Annotated in this window: 22 protein-coding genes; 19 read left to right on the top strand and 3 right to left on the bottom strand. The window is 63.3% G+C overall.

The window, feature by feature from the left end:
- Positions 1–106: 106 nt before the first annotated feature.
- The 8 genes from ffh to RRF64_RS05380 all read left to right on the top strand — a co-directional run bounded on the left by ffh (position 107) and on the right by RRF64_RS05380 (position 7,122).
- Positions 107–1,522: a signal recognition particle protein gene (ffh, locus tag RRF64_RS05415; protein WP_323844800.1), complete on the top strand. Its 1,416-nt coding sequence runs from the start codon at positions 107–109 to the stop codon at positions 1,520–1,522.
- Positions 1,523–1,693: 171 nt separating this feature from the next.
- Positions 1,694–1,933 carry a 30S ribosomal protein S16 gene (rpsP, locus tag RRF64_RS05410; protein ID WP_078084810.1) on the top strand — a complete coding sequence of 80 codons (240 nt, stop codon included), beginning with the start codon at positions 1,694–1,696 and terminating at the stop codon, positions 1,931–1,933.
- A 24-nt stretch (positions 1,934–1,957) separates the two neighbouring features.
- A complete protein-coding gene (gene rimM / locus RRF64_RS05405; RefSeq protein WP_323844799.1) occupies positions 1,958–2,509 on the top strand; it encodes a ribosome maturation factor RimM in 552 nt (183 codons plus the stop codon).
- Between the two features lie 23 nt (positions 2,510–2,532).
- Entirely contained in the window at positions 2,533–3,300 is a 768-nt protein-coding gene (gene trmD / locus RRF64_RS05400) for a tRNA (guanosine(37)-N1)-methyltransferase TrmD (RefSeq protein ID WP_323844798.1), read from the top strand.
- Positions 3,301–3,438: 138 nt separating this feature from the next.
- Positions 3,439–3,789: a 50S ribosomal protein L19 gene (gene rplS / locus RRF64_RS05395; RefSeq protein ID WP_323844797.1), complete on the top strand. Its 351-nt coding sequence runs from the start codon at positions 3,439–3,441 to the stop codon at positions 3,787–3,789.
- Positions 3,790–3,863: 74 nt separating this feature from the next.
- On the top strand, positions 3,864–4,769 hold the full coding sequence (gene xerD / locus RRF64_RS05390) for a site-specific tyrosine recombinase XerD (RefSeq protein WP_323844796.1): 906 nt from the start codon (positions 3,864–3,866) through the stop codon (positions 4,767–4,769).
- A gap of 44 nt (positions 4,770–4,813) precedes the next feature.
- Positions 4,814–6,226: a serine hydrolase domain-containing protein gene (locus RRF64_RS05385; RefSeq protein ID WP_323844795.1), complete on the top strand. Its 1,413-nt coding sequence runs from the start codon at positions 4,814–4,816 to the stop codon at positions 6,224–6,226.
- A 143-nt stretch (positions 6,227–6,369) separates the two neighbouring features.
- Positions 6,370–7,122: a DsbC family protein gene (locus RRF64_RS05380; RefSeq protein ID WP_323844794.1), complete on the top strand. Its 753-nt coding sequence runs from the start codon at positions 6,370–6,372 to the stop codon at positions 7,120–7,122.
- A 58-nt stretch (positions 7,123–7,180) separates the two neighbouring features.
- Here RRF64_RS05380 and aspA read toward each other — a convergent pair whose 3' ends face one another.
- The 3 genes from aspA to RRF64_RS05365 all read right to left on the bottom strand — a co-directional run bounded on the left by aspA (position 7,181) and on the right by RRF64_RS05365 (position 10,648).
- Positions 7,181–8,647: an aspartate ammonia-lyase gene (gene aspA, locus RRF64_RS05375; RefSeq protein WP_323844793.1), complete on the bottom strand. Its 1,467-nt coding sequence runs from the start codon at positions 8,645–8,647 to the stop codon at positions 7,181–7,183.
- A 92-nt stretch (positions 8,648–8,739) separates the two neighbouring features.
- Positions 8,740–9,555: a helix-turn-helix transcriptional regulator gene (locus RRF64_RS05370; RefSeq protein ID WP_323844792.1), complete on the bottom strand. Its 816-nt coding sequence runs from the start codon at positions 9,553–9,555 to the stop codon at positions 8,740–8,742.
- 79 nt (positions 9,556–9,634) lie between these two features.
- On the bottom strand, positions 9,635–10,648 hold the full coding sequence (locus RRF64_RS05365; RefSeq protein WP_323844791.1) for a type I asparaginase: 1,014 nt from the start codon (positions 10,646–10,648) through the stop codon (positions 9,635–9,637).
- 463 nt (positions 10,649–11,111) lie between these two features.
- On the opposite strand from RRF64_RS05365, the gene RRF64_RS05360 reads away from it, so the two are divergent.
- From RRF64_RS05360 to lysS, 11 genes are all read left to right on the top strand, one after another.
- A complete protein-coding gene (locus RRF64_RS05360; RefSeq protein WP_323845598.1) occupies positions 11,112–12,446 on the top strand; it encodes a homoserine dehydrogenase in 1,335 nt (444 codons plus the stop codon).
- 245 nt (positions 12,447–12,691) lie between these two features.
- Positions 12,692–14,116, top strand: coding sequence for a threonine synthase (thrC, locus tag RRF64_RS05355; protein WP_323844790.1), 1,425 nt, complete (start codon positions 12,692–12,694; stop codon positions 14,114–14,116).
- A 96-nt stretch (positions 14,117–14,212) separates the two neighbouring features.
- The gene (gene recJ, locus RRF64_RS05350) at positions 14,213–15,955 is read left to right on the top strand and encodes a single-stranded-DNA-specific exonuclease RecJ (protein WP_323844789.1); all 1,743 of its coding nucleotides are present in this window, start codon (positions 14,213–14,215) and stop codon (positions 15,953–15,955) included.
- Positions 15,956–16,161: 206 nt separating this feature from the next.
- On the top strand, positions 16,162–17,091 hold the full coding sequence (locus RRF64_RS05345) for a DMT family transporter (protein ID WP_323844788.1): 930 nt from the start codon (positions 16,162–16,164) through the stop codon (positions 17,089–17,091).
- Positions 17,091–17,729: a LysE family translocator gene (locus tag RRF64_RS05340; RefSeq protein WP_323844787.1), complete on the top strand. Its 639-nt coding sequence runs from the start codon at positions 17,091–17,093 to the stop codon at positions 17,727–17,729. The genes RRF64_RS05345 and RRF64_RS05340 overlap by 1 nt, the downstream gene beginning before the upstream one ends.
- A gap of 37 nt (positions 17,730–17,766) precedes the next feature.
- Complete coding sequence (locus RRF64_RS05335) at positions 17,767–18,198, top strand: hypothetical protein (protein ID WP_323844786.1); 432 nt, start codon at positions 17,767–17,769, stop codon at positions 18,196–18,198.
- 169 nt (positions 18,199–18,367) lie between these two features.
- Positions 18,368–18,829 carry a hypothetical protein gene (locus RRF64_RS05330; RefSeq protein ID WP_323844785.1) on the top strand — a complete coding sequence of 154 codons (462 nt, stop codon included), beginning with the start codon at positions 18,368–18,370 and terminating at the stop codon, positions 18,827–18,829.
- A gap of 40 nt (positions 18,830–18,869) precedes the next feature.
- Positions 18,870–19,265 (top strand): MerR family transcriptional regulator, encoded by a 396-nt coding sequence (locus RRF64_RS05325; RefSeq protein WP_323844784.1) that lies wholly within the window; start codon positions 18,870–18,872, stop codon positions 19,263–19,265.
- The gene (locus RRF64_RS05320; RefSeq protein WP_323844783.1) at positions 19,258–20,358 is read left to right on the top strand and encodes a permease; all 1,101 of its coding nucleotides are present in this window, start codon (positions 19,258–19,260) and stop codon (positions 20,356–20,358) included. Before RRF64_RS05325 ends, RRF64_RS05320 begins: the two co-directional genes overlap by 8 nt.
- A 477-nt stretch (positions 20,359–20,835) precedes the next feature.
- A protein-coding gene (prfB, locus tag RRF64_RS05315; RefSeq protein ID WP_323844782.1) for a peptide chain release factor 2 occupies positions 20,836–21,931 on the top strand; the annotation gives its coding sequence in 2 pieces (ribosomal slippage) (positions 20,836–20,907 and positions 20,909–21,931; 1,095 coding nt in all).
- 137 nt (positions 21,932–22,068) lie between these two features.
- Positions 22,069–23,556, top strand: coding sequence for a lysine--tRNA ligase (lysS, locus tag RRF64_RS05310; RefSeq protein WP_323844781.1), 1,488 nt, complete (start codon positions 22,069–22,071; stop codon positions 23,554–23,556).
- The last annotated feature ends 10 nt before the right edge of the window (positions 23,557–23,566 follow it).

Here is a 23,566-nt window from a genome sequence, read left to right as displayed (position 1 = left end):
GGCTATACTGCCGCGCCTCAGAAAGCGGAGCCGCGGCCGGCTCCGACAACATCGCGGGTGCCCAGCGTCACTGGGTGTCCGCAAGCAGAGAGATCGAGACGCATCTATGTTCGATAACCTGAGCGACCGCCTGTCGGCGGCGTTAAAGAAAGTCACCGGCAAAGCGCGCCTGACGGACGACAATATCCGCGACACACTGCGCGAAGTGCGCAAGGCCCTGCTGGAGGCGGACGTGGCCCTGCCGGTGGTCAAGGACTTCGTCCAGCAGGTGCGCACCGCGGCGGTGGGCCAGAAAGTCAGCAAAGCGCTGAATCCGGGCCAGCAGTTCGTCAAGATCGTGCAGGACGAGCTGGTCAAGGTGATGGGCGAAGCCGCCCAGCCGCTGAACCTGGCGGTGCAGCCGCCGGCGGTGATCCTGATGGCGGGCCTGCAGGGTGCCGGTAAGACCACCAGTGTGGCCAAGCTGGCCAAGTATCTGCAGGCGCGCGAAAAGAAAAAGGTCATGGTGGTGAGTGCGGACGTCTATCGCCCCGCGGCCATCAAGCAGCTGGAGACGCTCGCCGGCGAAGTAGGTGCGCTCTTCTACCCGTCCACCGCGGAGCAGAAGCCGCTGGATATTGCCAAGGGCGCAGTGGACGCGGCGCGCAAGCAGTTTGCCGACGTGCTGATCGTGGATACCGCCGGCCGCCTGCATATCGACGAGCAGCTGATGGATGAGATCCGCGAGCTGCACGGTGCGCTGAAACCGGCCGAGACGCTGTTTGTGATCGATGCCATGATCGGTCAGGACGCGGTAAACACCGCCAGCGCCTTCAACGATGCGCTGCCCCTGACCGGCGTGATCCTGACCAAGGCGGATGGCGACGCCCGCGGCGGTGCGGCCCTGTCCGTGCGGCACGTGACTGGCAAGCCGATCAAATTTATCGGCGTCGGCGAGAAGACCGACGCGCTGGAGACCTTCCATCCCGATCGCATCGCGTCGCGCATCCTCGGCATGGGCGACATTCTGTCGCTGATCGAGGAGGCCGAGCAGAAGATCGACCGGACCAAGGCCGAAAAGCTGGTCAAGAAAGTGCAGAAGGGCAAGGGGTTCGACCTGGAGGATCTGCGCGACCAGCTGCAGCAGATGCAGAATATGGGCGGCTTCGGCTCCCTGCTGGAGAAGATGCCCGGCATGGGCGGTCTGGCCCAGGCGGCACAGCAGGCGGATATGGGCAAGGAGTTCAAGCGCATGGATGCCATTATCGGCTCCATGACGCCGGCCGAGCGCCGCAACCCGGACATTCTCTCCGGTTCCCGCAAGCGCCGCATTACCGCCGGTTCCGGCACCCAGGTCCAGGACCTGAACCGCCTGCTCAAGCAGCACAAGCAGATGAGCAAGATGATGAAGAAGCTCAAGGGCGGCGGCATGGGCAAGCTGATGCGCGGTATGGGCGGCCTGCCGGGCATGGGCGGCATGGGGGGAGCGGGTGGTATGGGCGGCATGCCCGGCGGTCTGCCCCCCGGCTTCAAGAAGAAATAGCTCGCTTGAATGGCCCGTTTTGGCGGGCGGATTAAGCGCTATACAAACCAGGGGCGGTACATTAGAATACGCCGCCTTTCAGCCGGGTGAGCTACCGGCATAGTTTTTGTAGGCGGTCGCCGAGCGTGGCCGCCAGTTTTGAAGCTCAGATTTGAACTACAGGAAATCTACATGGTAACCATTCGTTTGGCTCGTGGCGGTGCTAAGAAGCGCCCGTTTTATCACCTGACTGTGACTGACAGCCGCAAATCCCGCGACGGTCGTTTCATCGAGCGCGTCGGCTTCTTCAACCCGGTTGCCCGCGGTCAGGAAGAGCGTCTGCGTATCGACCGCGAGCGCGTTGAGTTCTGGGTAGGCCAGGGCGCGCAGGTTTCCGATCGCGTCAGCAAGCTGCTGAAAGAATCCGCTTAATTCAAGTCTGTTGGTGGTGCGCCCGTGGCTCTAGACCTTGACAGCAGCGGATCCGATTCCGGTGAGCTGGTCACAGTCGGGCGTATAACCGCGGTTTACGGTGTTCGCGGCTGGGTCAAGATCCACTCCTACACCGAGCCGATGGACAATATCCTGCAGTTCTCGGACTGGTGGCTGCAGGCGCCGAGTGGCTGGGAGCCGCTGCAGATCGACGCTGGCAAGCTTCACGGCAAGGGTCTGGTCGCCCATATCAAGGGCGTCGATGACCGCGATCTGGCGGCCCGCTTCTGCCAGCGCGACATCGCCGTGCGGCGGGAGCAGATGCCAGAACTCGACGAAGGCGAGTACTACTGGCACCAGCTCGAAGGCCTGCGCGTGGTGAGCCGTTTCGGCGGTTCAGAACACGATTTGGGCGCCGTGGTGCGGATGATGGAGACGGGTGCCAACGATGTGATGGTGGTGCGCGGTGGCGCGGACAGGCGCGAGCGCCTGATCCCCTACCTGCCGGGCGAATACATCACCGATATCGACCTGGACGCCGGTGTGATCACCGTCGACTGGGATCCGGCCTTCTAGGTTAAGAGCGGGAAAGCGCAACAGTGGCTGCCAAGCGTATTGCCCTGGTCAGCATCTTTCCGGAGATGTTTGCCGCGCTGACCGAATACGGCATCAGCGGGAGAGCGGTCAAAGACGGCCTGCTGGAGGTGCGCTGCTGGAACCCACGGGATTTCACCAGCGACAGGCACCGCACCGTGGACGATCGACCCTACGGCGGCGGCCCCGGTATGGTTATGCTGGCAGAGCCGCTGTACCAGGCTCTTAGCGCCGCGCGCGCCTGGGCCGAAGAGGGTGGTGCGCGCGCGCGCAGCATCTATCTATCGCCTCAGGGGCGGTCGCTGGACCAGGGCGGCGTCGAGACACTCGCCGAGGCGGGCAACCTGGTGTTGCTGGCGGGGCGCTACGAGGGCGTCGACGAGCGTATCGTCGAGACCTTGATCGACGAAGAGTGGTCCATCGGCGACTATGTTTTAAGTGGCGGCGAACTGGCCGCCATGGTGATGGTGGATGCCATCACGCGGCTGATCCCCGGTGCCCTGGGGCACGATCAGTCGGCGGTGGAGGACTCCTTCGCCCAGGGGTTGCTGGACTGTCCCCACTACACCCGCCCGGAAGAGTACCGGGGCAGGGCGGTGCCGGAAGTACTGTTGTCCGGCAACCACGCGAGAATTCGCCGCTGGCGCCTCAAGCAGGCACTGGCGCGCACGCAACAGCGCCGGCCCGACCTGCTGGAGCGGCTGGAACTGGATAAGGAACAGACGCTGCTGCTGGAGGAAATCCGGCGGGAGCAGCAGTCCGAAGAAACTTGAAAGTTAAGGGTACCCCTAAAAATTTTAGAGGTGCCGTGATGCTGAGCTCGCCGGGAGGCGTGAGTAGTTCGGTGAACTAGCTGAGAAGCTACACAATCGTAGGGCTCCAAAGGGCCCTTATGTTTGGGAGTATTCCAAATGACCAACAAAATCATTCAGCAGCTGGAACAGGAACAGCTGAAAGGCGAATTGCCGGCCTTCGCACCGGGCGACACCGTTGTCGTTCAGGTAAAGGTAAAAGAAGGTAACCGCGAGCGTCTGCAGGCGTTCGAAGGCGTGGTGATCGGCAAGCGCAACCGCGGCCTGAACTCCTCCTTCACCGTGCGCAAGATCTCCCACGGTGTCGGTGTAGAGCGTACTTTCCAGACGCACAGCCCGCTGGTTGACAGTATTGCTGTCAAGCGTCGCGGTGACGTGCGTCAGGCCAAGCTGTACTACCTGCGGAACCTGACTGGTAAAGCAGCGCGTATCAAAGAAAAACTCAACTAAGTTTTTCTCGCTATACGCAGAAAAGCCGGAGCCAAAAAGCTCCGGCTTTTTTTTGTCTGTGGTTTAATGCGCCCATGGATACCCCGGTCAAACAAGATCCGCTGATTGCCCGCTGGCTGGATATGCTCTGGGCCGAGCGCGGCGCCAGCGAACACACCCGCGCGGCCTACGGACGCGATCTGCTCGCCTTTGCCGATTTTTGCGATGCGCAGTGCGGGGCAAGTCTGCTCGCTGTCGGGCGGGCCCAGGTGCAGCAGTATCTCGCCGGCAAACACCGGCGCGGCAGTTCCGCCCGCTCGACCGCCCGCGCGCTGGCCGCATTGCGCAGCTTCTACCGCTACTGTCTGCGGCAGGGGCTGGTCCAGGAGGATCCGATCGCGCTGATCGAGAATCCCAAACTGCCGAAACCGCTGCCCAAATCGCTTTCCGAAGCCGATGTGGAAGCGCTGCTGCACGCGCCGGACACAGAATCCGCCATCGGCATGCGCGACCGTACCATGTTGGAACTGCTCTACGCCTGCGGGCTGCGGGTCAGCGAGCTGGTGGAGCTGAGCGTCTCGCAAGTGAACCTGCGCCAGGGGGTGGTGCGGGTATTCGGCAAGGGCAGCAAGGAGCGGCTGGTGCCCATGGGGGAGGCGGCGCAGGAGTGGATGTCGCACTACCTGGCTGCGACCAGGCCGCAATTGCTGCCGCCGGGCAACAGTGACGCCTGCTTCCCGGGGCGCGCCGGGCGGCCGATGACCCGGCAGACTTTCTGGTATCGGATCAAGCACTGGGCGAAGGTGGCGGGAATAGAAAAGCCGCTGTCGCCGCACACCCTGCGCCACGCCTTTGCCACCCATCTGCTCAATCACGGCGCCGACCTGCGGGTGGTGCAGCTGCTGCTCGGCCACTCGGATCTTTCCACGACGCAGATCTACACCCAGGTGGCCAAGGCGCGGCTGCAGGCGTTGCACCGCGATCACCACCCCCGCGGCTAGTGCGCGTCTGGGGCAGTGGCAACAATAACAACGGGATGCACAGCATGAAGCGTTTATCGCAGCACTTTTTCGGGGTCGTTACCGCACTGGCGTGCGCGGCGGGCATGTCTGCAGCGGCGGGCGCCCAGGAGACGCAGGAACATATGCGCGCGCTGGTGGCCGGCTATAAGGCCGCGTTTACCTGCAGCGCGACTTTCAATGCCGGGCGCGCACCCGAATCCATCGCCGCGCTGGAATTGAACCGGATCTACCCCGAATACCGGGAAATACTCGCCGAATTGCCGGCGGCAGAGATAGACCGCCGGGCCCGACTGGTCAGTGTGCGCTACAGCGACCAGATGCCGCCCCGAATCAGCGCCTGGCGTCCCCATCTGGGGTGCAGCCAGCTGCCGATCGGCGCCAGGGCGGAAGTGGCTGCCAAGCTGCCCCGGGTCACATTGACCGCTGCTCCCGCGGCCGCCGACCAGGCCTGGCCGCTGGGCGACAGGGCGACGCCGGAGAAAATCGAGGCGCTCGACGCGGTCATCGCACGGGCGTTTGACGGCAAGTCGTACGGCGCCGCTACCGAGACGTCTGCCGTGGTGATCAGTCGCAGCAGCGAGCTGCTGGGGGAGCGCTATCGCGACGGTTACGACCTGCACACGTCGCAGCGCACCTGGTCGGTGGCGAAGAGTATTGCTGCGTCGGTGATCGGCGTGGCCGTCGGTGAGGGACTGCTGCGGCTGGCGGAGCCGGCGCCGGTGCCCGAGTGGCAGAGCCCGCTGGACCCGCGCTGCAACATCACCCTGGCAAACCTGCTGCACATGTCCTCCGGGCTCTACAGCGGCCGCTCCGGCAGCCGCACGGACCAGATCTATGCTGGCGGTGCGCGGGTCACCGACCGGGCGACTGAGGCGCCGCTCGACGCGCTGCCGGGCAGCCGCTGGCGCTACGCCAACAATGACACCCTGCTGGCCGTGCGCAGCCTGCGCGCGCGCCTCGACAGCGATGAAGACTATCTGCGCTACCCGTTCGAGAAGCTCATTCACCGCATCGGCATGCGCGATACGGTGCTGGAGACCGACTGGGAGGGGAACTTCATTATGTCGTCCCAGGTCTGGACCACGGCGCGGGATCTGGCGCGCCTGGGCATTCTGTATCTCAACGATGGCACCTGGGCCGGAGAGCGGGTGCTGCCCCAGGGTTGGGCAGACTATGTGCGCAAGCCGGCGCCGCAGCAGCCGCCGGCGCTGAACAGCCGCGGCGAGCCTGCCTGGGGCTACGGTGCCCAGTGGTGGCTGCTGGGCGAGCGATTCGGTCTGCCGGCTGACGGTTTTATGGCTGCGGGACATCGTGGCCAGTATGTGTTCGTGGTTCCGTCACTGGATCTGGTGATAGTGCGGCGCGGCTACGACGAGTCCGGCGGCCAGCAGTTCGATATCGCCGCTTTTGCCCGGGATGTCATCGCCGCACTGTAGAGCGCTGGGTGGCCCTGAAAGCGCGAATGCGGTAAAAGGCGCCATAGGAGACGATTGTCGCCAATCGGTGCCATACTCGTGCCCTGGAACCGAAATCCGGTGTGCCGGTCGAAGCCAAAGACGAATTTAAGGAGTTATCGGGAATGACTGTTTTCAACAAGCCGCTGATGCTGGCCGGCGCAATGCTCGCCCTGTTGGGGCCTGTGGCCCAGGCCGAGGTCGATGCGCAAGTCGCCAAAGCCATCAAGGCGCGACTCGAGGCCGGCAATCCAAAGGCCAGCTATGGCGAGGTGCGCGAGAGCCCGATCAGCGGCCTGTATGAAGTGGATGTGGATGGCGGCACCAATACCCTGTTCGTATCGGCGGACGGCAGCCATTTTATTTTCGGTGATCTCTATCAGGTCAAAGCCAGTGGTGGCCTGGCGAATCTTTCCGAGCAGCGTCGCACCACCCAGCGCGCCAAGATCATGGAAGCGCAGAATGTCGACGACATGATCGTCTTTTCCCCCAAGGGCGAGACCAAGGCCCATATCTACGTCTTCACCGACGTCGACTGCGGCTACTGCCGCAAGCTGCACAACGATGTGCCCGAGCTGAACAAGCGCGGTATCGAAGTGCGCTACCTGGCCTTCCCCCGCGCCGGCCTGAATTCCCTCGGTTATCGCAAGGTCGCTACTGCCTGGTGCGCCGAGGACCGCAACAAGACCCTGACCGCTCTGAAGAATCGCGAGAATGTGCCGCTGAAGGTGTGCGACAAGAATCCGGTGGCGCAGCAGTACCAGCTGGGCAATGACGTCATCGATGTGCGCGGCACGCCGACGATCGTGATGCAGGACGGCAGCGTGGTGCCCGGCTATCTGCCGCCGGAGACGATGATAAAGGCGCTGGGTATTTAATCGAAGATCCGCCGGCAGCAGCCGCTGCCGGCGATCACTTCTGCCGCTCTGGGCCGGTTCAGGCCCGGGCTTTCAACTCCACTTTGCGCGGCTGTGTCATATTCTCCGGCAGCAGGATATCGTTCAGTTCCTCCTCGCTCAGCAGCCCCTCCTCCAGTACCAGATCCTTGACACTCCGCCCGCTGTGCAGCGCCTGCTTGGCGATGCGGGTGGCGTTCTCATAGCCGATAAAGGGCGTCACCGCGGTGATCAGGCCGATGCTGTTCTCGACCAGCGCGCGGCAGTGCTCGACGTTGGCGGTGATGCCGTTGACGCAGCGGTTCGCCAGCGTGTGCATGGCCTGCGTCATCAGGCGCATGGACTGCAGCAGGTTGAAGGCGATGACCGGCTCCATCACGTTCAGCTGCAGTTGACCGGACTCCGCCGCGAGGGTAATGGTCAGGTCATTGCCGATCACCTGGTAGGCCACCTGGTTGACGACTTCGGGAATGACCGGATTCACCTTGCCGGGCATGATCGAGGAGCCGGGCTGCATCGGCGGCAGGTTGATCTCGTTGAGGCCGGCGCGCGGCCCGCTGGAGAGCAGGCGCAGGTCGCTGCAGATTTTGGAGATCTTCACCGCGATGCGCTTCATCACGCCCGAGAACATCACGAAGGCGCCCATGTCGGAGGTGGCCTCCACCAGGTTTTCGGCGCAGACGAAATCAATTCCCGAGATTTCTGACAGGGCGTCGACCACCAGCTGGCGGTAGGCCGGGTCGGTATTGATGCCGGTGCCGATGGCGGTGCCGCCCATATTGATTTCCTTGAACAGGACAACCAGTTCCTTGACCCTGTCCACGTCCTCGCGCACCGTCGCGGCGAAGGCTGCGAATTCCTGCCCGAGGGTCATGGGTACCGCATCCTGCAGCTGGGTGCGGCCCATCTTGATCACGCTGGCAAATTCGCTGGCCTTCTTGTCGAACTCGCGGCACAGCGCCTCCATCGAGTGCACCAGGTCGCTGTAGCTGAGCAGGATCGCCAGATTGATGGAGGTCGGGTAGACGTCGTTGGTGGACTGGGACAGGTTCACGTGGTTGTTCGGGTGCACCTGCTGGTATTCGCCTTTGCCGTGCCCGAGCAGTTCCAGTGCGCGGTTGGCGATCACCTCGTTGGCATTCATGTTGGTCGAGGTGCCGGCGCCGCCCTGGATCATGTCCACGAGAAAATGGTCGTGTAGTTCGCCGGCGATAATCTCGTCACAGGCCCTGCCGATCACTTCAGCCAGTTGCGGCTGCAGGTAGCCCAGTTGACTGTTGGCGCTGGCGGCGGCCTTCTTGACCATGGCCAGCGCTTTCACCAGGTTCGGGAAGTGATTGAGGGTAATGCCAGTGATCTGGAAGTTTTCCAGCGCGCGCAGCGTCTGGATGCCGAAGTAGGCATCCACGGGCACGCCGCGCTCGCCCAGGAGGTCGTGTTCCAGACGCACGGCGGAGCCGGCGGTGAACAGCGGTGTGGGTTTCAGAGTCTGGAATTCGTTGGTCATACAGCTTCCTGTGGGACGGCGTCCCGAAATTGCAGTGGTATTTGGGTAGATCGCACAGGCCCGGTTTTCGGGCCATTGGTATAAAACTCTTGTTAAAGCGGTGTAGCGAAAAAACTCTGCGGCCCGGCTGTCGAGGTAGCGCGGATGTTTTCGCGGATATTGCGATTTATTTCATCGGAATCGGGTCCGAATACGCCGCACAGCCTGAGTGCACTCCTGACGCTGATGTTGCGCCCCAGGGATTCCAGTACCACCTTGGTGCAGACAGGTTCGCGGCGATCGCTCGCGGAGACACCGAGTTTCAGTCCGGACAGATAGCTCACCCGGCTCTTATAGGTCGGGTAGAGAATGGTCTGGGCTATTTCGTTGCGGGTCAGCGCTTCGTAGCCGATCAGGAAAATGCGCTCGGACAGGAAAAACAGCATGCCCTTGTAACGGGATTTGTACCACTCCTCCCGGTCGGGGTAGCGCATGCGTTCGAAACGCTGGAAATAATACCCCTCGCCATCCGATTCGATGCGCAGCAGGCTGCGGATGATGTGGTCCTGGAAGGTCATCGAATAGTGGTATTCGAAGTAGTAGCCGAGGTACTTGTCCGCGTGCCCTTTCGATTCCCGCATCAGCCGGTCGATGTCCGGGCTGTAGGGCTGTTGCGGGGCGGCTGCGGCGCCCGGCGCGCTGCGCACGCGGACGATCTGCGCGAACTGCTCCGGGGGCATCAGGATCTCGTGGGGCTCCACGCCGAAAAAATCGCAGATTTTTGTCAGGGTATAGCGCGAGGGCAGGGTGTCGCCGCTGAGGTACTTGTTGAACTGCGCGCGGTTGACGCCCATGCGCCGGCATACCTCGGCAATGGAGCGGTAGAAGCTGCACAGCAGGCGGAGATTTTGCGAGAAGTCCTTGCTCATCGTTGCACTTATTCGGCCAGAGTCGACGCTTAGTGTTTTGGTACTTGTTCTTGGCGTTAGCTTTCGGCGATTTTTTGTCTCAGTGGAGCAGCGTGCACTCGCCGCAGAGCGCAGTTTGCATTTGCTCCCGCACTTCCTGATCCGGCAGGCCCATGGCGAGCAGATGGTTCAGTTTTGCGTAGGCGGCTTCGGTAGTCATGTCGAGACCGCCGATCACGCCGGCCCGCAGCAGTGCCGAGCCCGCCGCATACTTGCCCAGGTCGACGCGATTCTCCAGGCACTGGGACACGGCCACGCACACGGTGCCGCGCCCGGTGGCCTTCTCCAGCCAGCCGGTGAATGACTTGTCGTCGGTCGGTGCGTTGCCGGTGCCATAGGTTTCGATGACCATGCCCCGGGGGCGGTATTCCAGCACCTTGCTCAGGAAGAAGGGGGAAATGCCGGGGAAGAGTTTCAGTACCACCACGCCGCCGTCGGCGAACTGGGGAATCTGGAAATTCCGCCGCGCCGCGGGCGCCAGCAGGGCGGACTGGTCGAGCTTCAGGTGAATGCCGACCTCGCCCAACAGCGGGTAGTTCGGCGAAGCGAAGGCGTCCAGTGAGCCGGAGCTGACCTTGGTGGCGCGGTTGCCGCGCAGCAGCTTGCCATTGAAGTAGAGGCAGGCTTCGGCCAGCGTCTCGTCGGCGCTCAACAGCAGGGCGGCGATCAGGTTGTTGTGGGCGTCGCTGCGCATTTCCCGCAGCGGTATCTGTGAGCCGGTAACGATCACCGGCTTGTCGAGGCCCTGCAGTGCGAATGACAGTGCCGAGGAGGTGTAGGCCATGGTGTCGGTGCCGTGCAGCACCACGAAGCCTGCGTAGCGCTCGTAGTTGTCGCGAATACAGGCGGCGATGCGGTACCAGTCGGCCGGTTGCATATTGGCGCTGTCCAGCAGCTGGTCGAACGCGTGGAAATCGTATTCCGGCAGCTGGCCGGCCACCCCGGCGAGCAGCTTGGCCAACAGCCTTTCCAGATCCGCGTCGGGGATATAACCGGAGGCGCTGCGGCGCATCCCCAGGGTGCCGCCGGTGTAGAGGATCAGGGTTTTCTTCATAATTTTGCTGCAAACTGCGCCGGTTCAGGTGGCGACATTCTTGGCGATAAGCGACAGCAGGCGCAATTTCGCTGAGTGTCGGTTTGTGATGCTAGTAGATGCTCTTATAGCATCTTGTGGCGCCAGTGTCTGGTGCAAGTCCGATGAGGGTCTGATGAGGATCCGATGAGGGCCTGATGAGGGTCTGGTAGGAGTCCGGCAGGCTCGCCGAGGGCTGTGGCGGATTGCGATGGGGTGTCGGAAAGACCGGCGCAACCGCGCAATTTTATTGACATTTTCCCCTGCATCTCAGTAAGGTTGTCGTCCTTTTGTCGTTTTCTATACCAGTTATTGCGCTGCTGCCTGGCTCGGATCCGGCGCCGGGGCCTGTCGCCATCGCGTCTAGTCCCCGCCACTGCACAGCACAGGACTTTTTTTTGCGCGGAGGGAAGTTGTGAGCGCACCCGTCGAAGAAACCACCGAACTGCCAACCCGCCTCCCGGCCGAGAGCCCGCGGCGTCCGGTGCGTATCGGCATTTGTGGCTTGGGCACCGTCGGCAGCGGCACGGTCAATGTGATGGCGCGCAACGGCGACGAGATAGCCGCGCGCTGCGGCCGCGCACTGGAAATCGTGCAGATCGGCGCGCGCCGCGACAATCCCGCCTGCGATACTAGCCGGCTGAATACCACCCGCGAAATCTTCGACGTCGCCAACAACCCGGATGTGGATATCCTGGTGGAGCTGATCGGCGGCACCACCGTCGCCCGCGAGCTGGTGCTGGCGGCGATCAACAACGGCAAGCATATAGTCACCGCCAACAAGGCGCTGATTGCCGAGTACGGCAATGAACTCTTCACTGCCGCGGCGGAAAAGGGCGTGACCATCGCCTATGAAGCCGCAGTAGCCGGTGGCATCCCGATTATCAAATCCCTGCGCGAGGGACTGGTGGGCAACCGCATCCAGTGGCTCGCGGGTATTATTAACGGCACCGGCAACTACATCCTGACCGAGATGCGCGACAAGGGGCGCAGCTTCGCCGAGGCGCTGGAGCAGGCGCAGCAGCTCGGCTATGCCGAGGCCGATCCGACCTTCGATGTCGAGGGCATAGACGCGGCCCACAAGCTGGTGATCATGGCGTCGCTGGCTTTTGCGATGCCGCTGGCATTTGACAAGGTCTACACCGAGGGCATCAGCCACGTGTCCCGCGAGGATATCCGCTACGCCGACGAGCTGGGCTATCGCATCAAGCATCTGGGCATAGCGCGGCGCACCGAGCAGGGTGTGGAGCTGCGCGTGCACCCGACCCTGATTCCGCAGCGCCGCCTGATCGCCAATGTGAACGGGGTCATGAACGCGGTATTGGTCAACGGTGATGCCGTCGGCCCGACTCTCTACTACGGCGCCGGCGCCGGCGCCGAGGCGACCGCCTCGGCGGTGATCGCCGACATCGTCGACGTGGCGCGCACCCTGGAGGCAAAACCGGACCAGCGCGTGCCGGCGGCCGGCGTCGTCGAGGGCGGCCAGGGCGGCACCCGGGTGCTGCCGATGGACGAGGTGGTGACCAGCTACTATCTGCGCATCTCCGCGCACGACAAGCCCGGCGTCATGTCCCAGGTCGCGAAGATCTGCAGTGACCAGGGCATCAGCATCGAGGCCCTGATCCAGCACGAGCCCGCCGAGGGCGAGGCGCTGGTGCCGGTGGTTATCCTGACCAGCCGCGCCAAGGAGGCCCGCCTGCGCGAGGCGGTGGCGCAGATAGAGGCGCTGGATACCGTCGAGGGTGAGGTGGTGCGGATTCGTGTGGAAACCCTCGGTTAACTTCCTCTTCCCTGTAGGAGCGGTCCGGCCGGAGCGGCCCATGGCCGCGATCATAGGCAGTGGCTCCGAAGCGGCCCTGCCGCCGGTGGCCATCCGACAAACAGCCTCATCGGCAAATGTTTGCCAGATGGCCCCCGGCGCCAGGGCCTCACCTCGTGCCAACCGACTGGCGTTGATCGCGGCCAACGGCCGCTCGCGGCCGGACCGCTCCTGCAACCAACTTTCCAATTGATACGAAAAATACCGTGAAATTTATCAGCACCCGCGGCCGCGCGCCGACCCTCTCCTTCGCCGATACGGTACTTGCCGGCCTCGCCAGCGATGGCGGCCTCTATGTACCCGAGTCCCTGCCGATCTTTTCCCGTGAGGAGATCGCCGCTATGGCCGGCCTGAACTACGAGGAGCTGGCCTTCCGCATTATCCAGCCGTTTGTCGGCGGCGACCTCAGCGACGAGGAGCTGTGCGGCATTATCGAGCGCGCCTATTCTACCGATCGCCGCGGCGCCAGCACATTCCGTCACAAAGCGGTGGCGCCGCTGGTACAGACGGATACCAATGAGTGGATACTGGAGCTGTTCCACGGCCCGACGCTCGCATTCAAGGATTTCGCCCTGCAGTTCCTCGGCCAGCTGTTCGATCATCTGCTGAAGAAGCGCGGCGAGCGTGTGGTGGTGATGGGGGCGACGTCAGGCGATACCGGCTCCGCCGCCATCGAGGGCTGCCGCCACTGCGACAATATCGATATCTTTATCCTGCACCCGCACAAGCGCGTGTCCGAGGTGCAGCGCCGGCAGATGACGACGGTGCTGTCGGACAATGTGTTCAATATCGCCCTCGAGGGCAACTTCGACGACTGTCAGAACATGGTCAAGGCGAGCTTCGCCGACCAGTCGTTCCTGCCGGACGGCCGCCGCCTGGTGGCGGTCAATTCGATCAACTGGGCGCGGATCATGGCGCAGATCGTCTACTACTTCTACGCCGCCCTGAGGCTGGGTGCACCGGAAAGGACAGTGAACTTTTCGGTGCCGACCGGCAACTTCGGCGATATCTTCGCCGGCTACCTGGCGCGGCAGATGGGCCTGCCCATCGACCAGCTGGTGATCGCCACCAACGCCAACGATATCCTGCACCGCTGCATCAGCGACAACGACCACTCGCCCAGGCCGCTGGTGCACAGCCTGTCGCCGAGCATGGATATCATGGTGTCGAGCAATTTCGAGCGGCTGCTGTTCGACCTCTACGGTCGCGACGGCAAGGCGGTGGCCGAGCTGCTGGCGGACCGCAATGCGCCCATGCGCCTGAGTGAAGCGGCGCTGGGCAGGGCGCGCGAGGTCTTTTCCTCCTACAAGGTCGACGACCTGCGCACCGTGGAGGTGATCCGCGAGACGTTTGAGTCCTGCGAGTACCTGCTGGACCCGCACACCGCCATCGGTGTGGAGGCCGCGCGCCGGGTGCGCCTCGCTTCACAAAAGGGGCGCGAGCAGCCGATGGTTTGCCTCTCCACCGCCCATCCGGCAAAATTCCCCGAGGCGGTGGCCCGCGCGCTGCCGACCCATGAAACTGCCCTGCCGGCGTATATGCAGGACCTGTTCCAGCGCGAGGAGCGCATGAAGGTGCTGCCGAACGACCTGTCCCAGGTCCACGACTTTATCGCGACGGCATTGAAGTAGGGTGCGCCGCGCGCACCACAACCGGGCTGCGGCCGGCTCCTTTTTTTGGGGTGCGCACGGCGCGCCCTGCGGCACCTGAAAAACAGTTGAGTAAAAATGACCACAAGAATTCAGCGACGGCCAGTGGACTTGTCCACTGGCCGTTTTACTTCTGATACCCCGAAAATCCTGCAGCGGGTGCTGCTCGGCCGCGGCGTCAACAGCGAGGCCGAGCTGGACCACCGCTTGGCAAAACTGCACGCACCTCAGGCCATGCGCGGCCTGGAGAAGGCGGTGGAGCTGCTGGTGAGCGCGGTGCGCGCCCAGCAGAAAATCCTGATCGTCGGCGACTTCGACGCCGACGGCGCCACCAGCAGCACCCTGGCGGTACTGGCCCTCGGCGCCATGGGCGCACCGGGCGTGGACTTCCTGGTACCCAACCGGTTCGACTACGGCTATGGCCTGACACCGGAAATCGTCCAGGTGGCCAAGGAATACGGGCCCGATGTGCTGATCACCGTCGACAACGGCATCAGCAGTATCGATGGCGTGGCGGCGGCGAAGGCCGCGGGTATGACGGTGATCGTCACCGACCACCATTTGCCCGGGGCCGAACTGCCGGACGCGGACGCCATCGTGAATCCGAACCAGCCCGGTTGCGATTTCCCGAGCAAGAACCTGGCCGGGGTCGGGGTCATCTTCTATCTGCTCAGCCGCCTGCGCAGCGCGCTGGAGGAGAGCGGCTGGTTCGCCGACAGCGTCTTTGGTTCTTTGGGATTGAGCCCGCCGAATATGGCCGAATACCTGGACCTGGTGGCGCTGGGCACGGTCGCCGACCTGGTGCCGCTGGATCACAACAACCGCATCCTGGTGCACCAGGGCATAGCGCGCATCCGCGCCGGCCACTGCCGCCCGGGAATCAGTGCGCTGCTAGAGGTGGCGGGGCGCGACCAGCGCAAGCTGTCCACCACCGACATAGGTTTCATTCTCGGCCCGCGCATCAACGCCGCCGGGCGCCTGGACGATATCGGCACCGGTATCCGCTGCCTGCTGACCCGCGATCCCGGCGAGGCCCGCGAGCTGGCGGCGGAACTGGATGCGCTCAACCGCGACCGCAAGGCGATAGAGCAGGGCATGCAGCGGGAGGCCATGGCCGCGCTGGATAGGGTGCAGCTGGAAGGAGAAATCCCCTGGAGCCTGTGCCTCTACGATAAAAACTGGCACCAGGGCGTGGTCGGCATCCTGGCCAGCCGCATCAAGGAGAAGTTCCACCGCCCGGTAATCGCCTTCGCCGAGGGCGACAGTGGTTTAGTCAAGGGTTCGGCGCGCTCGATTCCGGGGCTGCATATCCGCGACGCGCTGAGCGACGTGGCCGCCGCCCACCCGGATCTGATCAGCAAGTACGGCGGTCACGCGATGGCCGCCGGCCTGAGCCTGCGGTTGGAAAACTTCGGCGCTTTTGTCGATGCATTCGAAACGGCAGTGCGCAGTCGCCTGACGGAGAAGCAGTTGCAGGCGGTGATCGATTCCGACGGCGAGCTGGAGCCGGGGGAGTTCAGTCTGCACACGGCGGCGACACTGCGCGCCTGTGCGCCCTGGGGCCAGGCGTTTCCCGAGCCGCTCTTCGACGGCGAGTTTCTGCTGTTGCAGCAGCGTATCGTCGGCGAGCGCCACCTGAAGATGGTCGTGGCACCGCTCGGGCATCCGCAGCTGGCGCTGGATGCCATAGCGTTCAATGTGGATACCGACCAGTGGCCGCAGCAGGTGGAAAAAGTCCGTCTGGCCTACAAGCTCGATATCAACGAATATCGCGGGCGGGAATCCCTGCAGCTGCTGGTGAATCACCTGGAACCCTTATAGGGCAAAGGCACCTTGAATGCCTGGGGGCGGCCGCGGCGACCCCTAGCCGCTCGAAGCCGGTGGTCCCGAACCGGCCCTGCCGCGGGTGGCCATCCGGCCAACAACCTCATCGGCAATCGTTTACCGGATGGCCACCCGCGTCAGGGCCTCCCCTTGTGCCACTCGAAGATAACGGACATTCCGAGCTTTTGTTGAGATGTAATTGAATGAAACGCAAACAGGTTCAGGCGGAAATCCTGCTGCTACTGGCAGCGCTCTTCTGGGGCGTCGCTTTCGTGCCGCAGAAGATCGCGATGGATCATATCGAGCCGCTGGCATTCAACGCCTGGCGGTTTTTCCTCGGTGGTCTGCTGCTGATTCCGATCGTCTACTGGCTGGCGTCGCGCCGGGCGCCGCAACTTGCTCAAGACATACAGCCGGGCGAGGAGGGCGGCCATCGGGTCAGATATACCTGGCGCGCCTGCCTGCCCGGCGGTGCCATTCTGGGTTTCTGGCTGTTTCTGGGGGCCGCCCTGCAACAGGTGAGCCTGCTGTATACCACCGCCGGCCGCGCCGGTTTTATCACCGGCTTTTACCTGCTGCTGGTGCCGGTCATCGGCCTGTCTCTCGGCCACCGGACCAATCGCTGGACCTGGGCCGGTATCGGCCTGGCGCTGCTGGGCCTCTACTGGCTTGCCGACTTCAGCGAGGAGTCGCAGCTGGTGGGGGACCTGATGGTTTTCGCCAGCGCCTTCGTGTTTGCGGTGCAGGTGCTGTCCGCGGATCACCTGGTGCGGCGCTACGACGCCCTGCGGCTCGCCTGTGTGCAGTTCCTGGTGTGCGGCCTGCTGTCCGCGGTGGCCTCGCTGCTCGTCGAGCAACCCAGTTTGCAATCGGCGCTCAATGCCGCCTGGCCGATTGCCTATATGATGGTGTTTTCCACCGCCATCGCATTTACGTTCCAACTGCTGGCACAACGCTACGCGGCGCCCTCCCACGCCACGGTCATCATGAGTCTGGAATCGGTGTTCGCGCTGGCGGCGGGCTGGCTGATTCTGAATGAGGTGTTCAGTGGTCGGGAACTGGTCGGCTGCGGCCTGATGCTGGCGGGCATGCTGGTGAGCCACTACGGCAACCACACGGGAACACACCACTGATGGGCGTAATCGACCTCTCGGTACTGGCGCTGTTCGTGTCCACTTTCTTCTTTGTCTCGGTGACGCCGGGCATGTGCATGACCCTGGCGCTGACCCTGGGGATGTCCCTGGGCGTGCGCCGCACCCTGTGGATGATGGCCGGTGAATTGCTGGGGGTGGCGCTGGTGGCAGTGGCGGCGGTACTCGGCATCGCCGCGCTGATGTTGAAATACCCGACCGCCTTCCAGCTATTCAAATACTGTGGCGGTGCCTACCTCGCCTGGCTCGGCGTCCAGATGTGGCGCGCGCGCGGCCGTATGGCAATGCTCGCGCCGGCAGCGTCGGACGGCGCGCTGGCCCTGCCGTCACGACAGGCACTGGCGGCGCAGGGTTTCGTCACCGCGGTGGCGAATCCGAAGGGCTGGGCGTTCTTTATTGCGCTGCTGCCGCCCTTTATCAACGACAGTTATCCTCTCGCGCCGCAGTTGGCGATGCTGATTGCTATCATTCTGCTGTTGGAAACCCTGTGCCTGCTGATATATGCCGGCGGCGGACGCACGCTCAGCCGCCTGCTGGAGCGCGGTGAGAATGTGCGTCTGATCAACCGCGTCGCCGGCTCCCTGATGTTGCTGGTGGGCGCCTGGTTAGCCTTTGGTTGATCGGGCGCTTTGCAAGCTTTATGGAGGAAGCTCAATCATGAAACACACACCTTTGCTGCTGCTGGCGCTGGTCCTCGCTGTGGGAGTGGGCGCCTTTGCCCAGCGCGCGGAGAAACAGGCGGAACAGGCAGCAGAGCCGGCAGAGGAGGCTGAGGAGCTGATCTGGGTGTTTCGACACCGCCGCATCAAGCAGTGCTTCGGCGATGACATGTCACTCGACGAGAGTCGGGCCAAGTTGACTGATATTGGTGTGGCCGTGCATGAATCCCACTGTGGTTTGCGTACCGACAAGGTTTTTACGTCCGGTTGTGGCGAGCCTTCAGGGGATATTCTGCTGCACCTGATCAGAGCGAACTCGCTGGATGCTGCCCTGTTAGTAGGATATGGTCCCGCGGAGCAGATTGAGTACCAGAAGGGACAGTGCTCGGACGATAGCGCCGAAGCTGCCACTCCCGGTACATCGCAATAAATCAGCGGACTGCGGAAGGCGGCACGAATATTTCGCGGGCCGGGCGGACTGCAGGGCGCTCTGTTATTCGGTGTCCATCGGCCCGCCGTCGCCGAGGCATTCGGGCGTTTCGGCCGATTTCAGGCATTCGCGAGGGCCTTTATTCATTGGCTTTATGGAGGAAGTGCAATTGAAACAGAGCATGTTTGTACTATTGGTGCTTGCCCTTGTTATCGGGTTGAGTGCCTGTGGTGAGCGGACGGACAAAAAGGCAGAGCAGGCCACTGAGGTCGTCGAAGAGCCGGCGCAGCAACCGGAGGAACCGGCGGTGCAGGCGGAAGAGTTGATCTGGGTTTACCGGGGGCGTGGCAACCGCCAGTGCGAGGGCGGCGGCATGTCGCTGGAAGAGAGCGGCGCCAAGCTGACCGACAACGGTGTTGCGGTGCAGGATTCCCGCTGCGGCACGCGCACCGACCGCATGTATCCCGCCGTCTGCGGGGGTCCCACCGGCGATATTCTGCTGCACCTGATCGCTAAGGACTCGCTGGATGCGGCGCTGGAGCTGGGATTCGATCCGGCGGACCAGATCCAGTATCAGAATGGTAAATGTCCCGCAAATAACACTGGACCTTCCTCCCGCAGTAACCCTTAGCCTCCTGCTCTGTAAATAAACACGGATCGCGGGAGGGGCGATGAATATTTCCCAGGCAGCGCGGCGGTCGGGCCTGACCGCCAAGGCGCTGCGCTATTACGAATCCATTGATCTTCTGTCGCCGGGGCGCTCGGAGAACGGCTACCGCGATTACAGTGCGCGGGACCTGGAGACGCTGCGTTTTATCCAGCGCGCTCGCGCTACCGGCTTTTCCATTGACGAAGTGCGCGATTTGCTGAATTTGTACCGCAACCCGGGGCGCCGCAGCCACGACGCCAAACTGTTGGTGCAGGAGAAAATCGCGCATATAGAGCAGCAGTTGCGCATCCTGCGCGAGATGCGCGCGACGCTGCGCGGCCTGGCCGACAGCTGTGCCGGGGACGAGTCGCCGGAGTGTGCGATTCTGGACAATCTGTCGGGAGTTGCCCGTGAGTGAAAAATGCTGTGGGCCCCAGCCGCCACCGGATGCACGGCTGGTGGAGTCGCATACCTCCGCCTGCTGCGCCGACGAACCCCACGGCCGCATCGACTGGCTGCTGTGGGGCAGTCTGTCGCTGGTGGCAATTCTCTATGGCAGTTACTGGGTGCTCGACCTGTCGACGGTGCCCGCGTGGCTGCACCATATGTCCAGCGGCGTGGTGGAGCTGGTGCACACCATGTGGTGGGGTGTGCTGGCCGGAGCGCTGTTCGTCGGCCTGCTGGCGCGTATTCCCCAGGAGCTGGTGATCGAGGTGCTGGGGCGCGGCGGCAGCAAGCGCGGCCTGTTGCGCGCCACCCTGGCCGGTCTTTTCTTCGATCTCTGTTCCCACGGCATCCTGATGGTGGGCATGCAGCTGTACAAGCGCGGCGCCAGCCTGGGTCAGGTGATGGCCTTTCTGATCGCCAGCCCGTGGAATTCGCTGTCACTGACGGTAATCCTGATCGCACTGATCGGCTTCTGGTGGACGCTGCTGTTTATTCTCTGCTCCGCGGTGATCGCGCTGGTAGCGGGATATGCGGCGGACCGGCTGGTGGAGCGCGGCAGGCTGCCGGCCAACCCCAACCGGGTCGAGCTGCCCGAAGATTACGACTGGCGCTCTGAGGTAAGGGGGCTCTGGCAGCGCGCCGAGCTGACACCGACCAGCATCGGCGGCCTGCTGTGGGAGGGCATCCGCGGCTCGCAGATGGTGGTGCGCTGGCTGCTGGTGGGCATAGTGCTGGCGGTACTGGTGCGCGCCTTCGTGGACCCGGCGGTGTTCCAGCAGTGGTTCGGCCCGTCGCTGCTGGGCCTGGGCGCGACGCTTATTGCCGCCACGGTGCTGGAGGTCTGCTCCGAGGGCGCCACGCCGCTGGCGGCGGATATCTTCAGTCGCGCGGCGGCGCCCGGCAACGCCTTCGCCTTCCTGATGGCCGGCGTGTCCACCGACTATACCGAGCTGATGTCGATCAGGGACACCAGCGGTTCCTGGAAGATCGCCTTCGCCCTGCCACTGTTGACCCTGCCGCAGATCATCGCCGCCGGACTGCTGATGAACTGGTTCGGGACCTGATCTCCGGCTCCCCTCTCCCTTCTGGGGAGAGGGGCTGGGGGCGAGGGGCCGGATCTGGCTCAGTGGCGGCGCTGCTGCCGGTGCCTGTTTGCGGGACACGGGCTAGGCGCCCCCCCTAAATACGTCCCTGTACGCTCTCCGCGGCCATCCATGGCCGCGAACGGTCCCGCAAACAGGCCCCGGCACCAGTACCTTCGCATCGAGGCTCAGGGTTCTTTTCAGTTTCCCGTGGCGCAGGCCGGCAGTGCTCGAAAGTCTAATGTGAAGGGGCTGATAGTGGGATTCGCTTGCGGGACTGTCTGCGAGAGGGACCTCGCAGACAAGCCTACAGGGATGTATTTACGGCGTGTCCCGCAAGCGAATCCCGCTAGCAGCGCCGCCCCGGTGCTCGTCTGAGCCCGAGGCCCACTGGAACCCCCCCGCCGCGCTGCGGTAGAATGCGCGCCGCTTTGTACACATCCCGGAATCCGAGAGTTCATGGAAATCAACCCGCTTCTCAACCAACTGAAAGACCTCGAAGAGCGCACCGACGTTCTTAGGGGGTATCTTTGACTACGCCAGCAAGAAAGAGCGCCTGACCGAGGTCGAGCTGGAGCTGGCCGAGCCCAGCGTCTGGGACGACCCGAGCCGCGCCCAGGAGCTGGGGCGCGAGCGCTCCTCCCTGGAAGCCGTAGTGACCACCATCGAAAACCTGGATTCCGGCATTTCCGACTGCCGCGAGTTGCTGGAGATGGCGGTGGAGGAGAACGACGAGGATTCCGTCAGCGAGGTCTCCGCGGAAATCGACAACCTGCAGCAGCAGCTGGGTTTGCTGGAGTTCCGCCGCATGTTCGCCGGTGAGAACGACCCCAACAACGCCTACCTGGATATCCAGGCCGGTTCCGGCGGCACCGAGGCGCAGGACTGGGCGGAGATATTGCTGCGCATGTACCTGCGCTGGGGCGAGGCCCACGGCTTCAAGACCACGCTGGAAGAGGTTTCCGCGGGGGAAGTGGCGGGTATCAAGAGTGCCACCATTCACTTCGCCGGTGACCACGCCTTCGGCTGGCTGCGCACCGAGACCGGCGTGCACCGCCTGGTGCGCAAGTCGCCGTTCGATTCCGGCAACCGCCGCCACACCTCGTTTTCTTCCGTCTTCGTGTCGCCGGAAATCGATGACAATATCGAGATCGCCGTGGACAAGTCGCAGGTGCGCGAGGATACCTACCGCGCCTCCGGCGCCGGCGGCCAGCACGTGAACAAGACCGATTCGGCGGTGCGCCTTACCCACATCGAATCCGGTATCGTGGTGGCCTGCCAGAGCGAGCGCTCCCAGCACCAGAACCGCGACAAGGCCTGGAAGATGCTGCGCGCCAAGCTGTACGAGCAGGAGATGCTCAAGCGCAACGCGGAGAAACAGGCGATGGAAGAGAGCAAGTCGGATATCGGCTGGGGCAGCCAGATCCGCTCCTATGTGCTCGACGACCAGCGTATCAAGGACCTGCGCACCGGCGTCCAGACCAGCAACTGCCAGTCGGTACTCGACGGCGATCTGGACCAGTTTATCGAGGCCAGCCTGAAGGCCGGACTCTAATCCTTTGTAGGAGCGGCGGGGCGGCCGTCCGCCGTTGGCCGCGATCGGACTTTCCGACAAGTTCGAATATCGATCGCGGCCATGGGCCGCTCCTACGGCTCACGAAACTTTAAACTCCCAAACCGAAACGAATTGCCATGACCGATATCCAGCAAGACGAAAACAAACTGATTGCCGAGCGCCGCGCCAAGCTGTCCGCGCTGCGCGAGAAGGGCAATGCCTTCCCCAACAGTTTTCGCCGCGAGCACCTCGCCGCCGACCTGCAGGCCGAGTTTGGCGAAAAATCCAAGGAAGAGCTGGAAGCGCTGGGTGTGACCGCCTGCGTGGCGGGGCGTATCCTGGCCAAGCGCGGCCCGTTTCTGGTGATTCAGGATGTATCCGGCCGCATCCAGCTGTACGCGGACAAGGCGGCACAGCAAGGCATCAAGGAGCGCCACGGCGCCTGGGATATCGGCGATATCGTCGGCGTGCGCGGCCAACTGCACAAGTCCGGCAAGGGCGACCTGTATGTGAACTGCGAGGAGTTCCAGCTGCTGACCAAGGCGCTGCGCCCGCTGCCGGAAAAATTCCACGGCATCGCCGACCAGGAACTGCGCTACCGCCAGCGCTACGTGGACCTGATCGCCACACCCGAGTCCCGCGCAGTGTTCCGCCTGCGCTCCAAAATCATCGAGTACATCCGCGACTTCCTGAACGGCCACCATTTCATGGAAGTGGAAACGCCGATGCTGCAGGTGATTCCCGGCGGCGCCGCCGCGCGCCCGTTCGTCACCCACCACAATGCGCTGGATATCGACATGTACCTGCGCATCGCGCCGGAGCTGTACCTGAAGCGCCTTGTTGTCGGCGGCTTCGAGCGCGTGTATGAGATCAACCGCAATTTCCGCAACGAGGGGCTGTCCACGCGGCACAATCCCGAGTTCACCATGCTCGAGTTCTACCAGGCCTACGCGGACTACAACGACCTGATGGATCTCACCGAAGAGATGCTGCGCGGTATCTGTGAGGATGTGCTGGGCAGTACCACGGTGGAGTACCAGGGCAGCAGCTACGACTTCGCCAAGCCGTTTGCGCGCCTGTCGGTGTTCGATTCCATCCTGCGTTACAACCCGGGACTGGCACACGGCGATATCGACAATATCGAGCGTGCCCGCGTGGTTGCCGAGAAGCTCGGCATTCCGCTGAAGGACAGCTGGGGGCTGGGCAAGGTGCAGATCGAGATCTTCGAGAAGACCGTCGAGCACCGCCTGGACCAGCCGACCTTTATCACCGAGTACCCGACCGAAGTGTCGCCGCTGGCGCGGCGCAACGACGACAACCCCTTCGTCACCGACCGCTTCGAATTCTTCGTCGGCGGCCGCGAGATCGCCAACGGTTTCTCGGAGCTGAACGACGCCGAAGACCAGGCCGAGCGCTTCAAGGCCCAGGTGGCGGAGAAGGACGCCGGCGACGACGAGGCGATGCACTACGACGCCGACTATATCCGCGCGCTGGAATACGGCCTGCCGCCGACTGCGGGTGAGGGCATTGGTATCGATCGCCTGGTAATGCTGTTCACCAATTCCCCGTCCATCCGCGACGTGCTGCTGTTCCCGCATATGCGCCCCGAGGCCATTGCAGAATAAATTTGCGGCA

The organism is Microbulbifer magnicolonia (genome assembly GCF_035117725.1).
Classification (GTDB): Bacteria; Pseudomonadota; Gammaproteobacteria; order Pseudomonadales; family Cellvibrionaceae; genus Microbulbifer; species Microbulbifer magnicolonia.
This window is presented reverse-complemented; position numbering and strand designations above follow the sequence as displayed.

What these genes read in the sequence shown, in the direction of transcription:
- ffh (WP_323844800.1), top strand. Translation starts at nt 107, where the DNA reads ATGTTCGATAACCTGAGCGACCGCCTGTCGGCGGCGTTAAAGAAAGTC.
- rpsP (WP_078084810.1), top strand. Translation starts at nt 1,694, where the DNA reads ATGGTAACCATTCGTTTGGCTCGTGGCGGTGCTAAGAAGCGCCCGTTT.
- rplS (WP_323844797.1), top strand. Translation starts at nt 3,439, where the DNA reads ATGACCAACAAAATCATTCAGCAGCTGGAACAGGAACAGCTGAAAGGC.
- xerD (WP_323844796.1), top strand. Translation starts at nt 3,864, where the DNA reads ATGGATACCCCGGTCAAACAAGATCCGCTGATTGCCCGCTGGCTGGAT.
- RRF64_RS05385 (WP_323844795.1), top strand. Translation starts at nt 4,814, where the DNA reads ATGAAGCGTTTATCGCAGCACTTTTTCGGGGTCGTTACCGCACTGGCG.
- RRF64_RS05380 (WP_323844794.1), top strand. Translation starts at nt 6,370, where the DNA reads ATGACTGTTTTCAACAAGCCGCTGATGCTGGCCGGCGCAATGCTCGCC.
- aspA (WP_323844793.1), bottom strand. Translation starts at nt 8,647, where the DNA reads ATGACCAACGAATTCCAGACTCTGAAACCCACACCGCTGTTCACCGCC.
- RRF64_RS05370 (WP_323844792.1), bottom strand. Translation starts at nt 9,555, where the DNA reads ATGAGCAAGGACTTCTCGCAAAATCTCCGCCTGCTGTGCAGCTTCTAC.
- RRF64_RS05365 (WP_323844791.1), bottom strand. Translation starts at nt 10,648, where the DNA reads ATGAAGAAAACCCTGATCCTCTACACCGGCGGCACCCTGGGGATGCGC.
- recJ (WP_323844789.1), top strand. Translation starts at nt 14,213, where the DNA reads ATGACCACAAGAATTCAGCGACGGCCAGTGGACTTGTCCACTGGCCGT.
- RRF64_RS05345 (WP_323844788.1), top strand. Translation starts at nt 16,162, where the DNA reads ATGAAACGCAAACAGGTTCAGGCGGAAATCCTGCTGCTACTGGCAGCG.
- RRF64_RS05340 (WP_323844787.1), top strand. Translation starts at nt 17,091, where the DNA reads ATGGGCGTAATCGACCTCTCGGTACTGGCGCTGTTCGTGTCCACTTTC.
- RRF64_RS05335 (WP_323844786.1), top strand. Translation starts at nt 17,767, where the DNA reads ATGAAACACACACCTTTGCTGCTGCTGGCGCTGGTCCTCGCTGTGGGA.
- RRF64_RS05325 (WP_323844784.1), top strand. Translation starts at nt 18,870, where the DNA reads ATGAATATTTCCCAGGCAGCGCGGCGGTCGGGCCTGACCGCCAAGGCG.
- lysS (WP_323844781.1), top strand. Translation starts at nt 22,069, where the DNA reads ATGACCGATATCCAGCAAGACGAAAACAAACTGATTGCCGAGCGCCGC.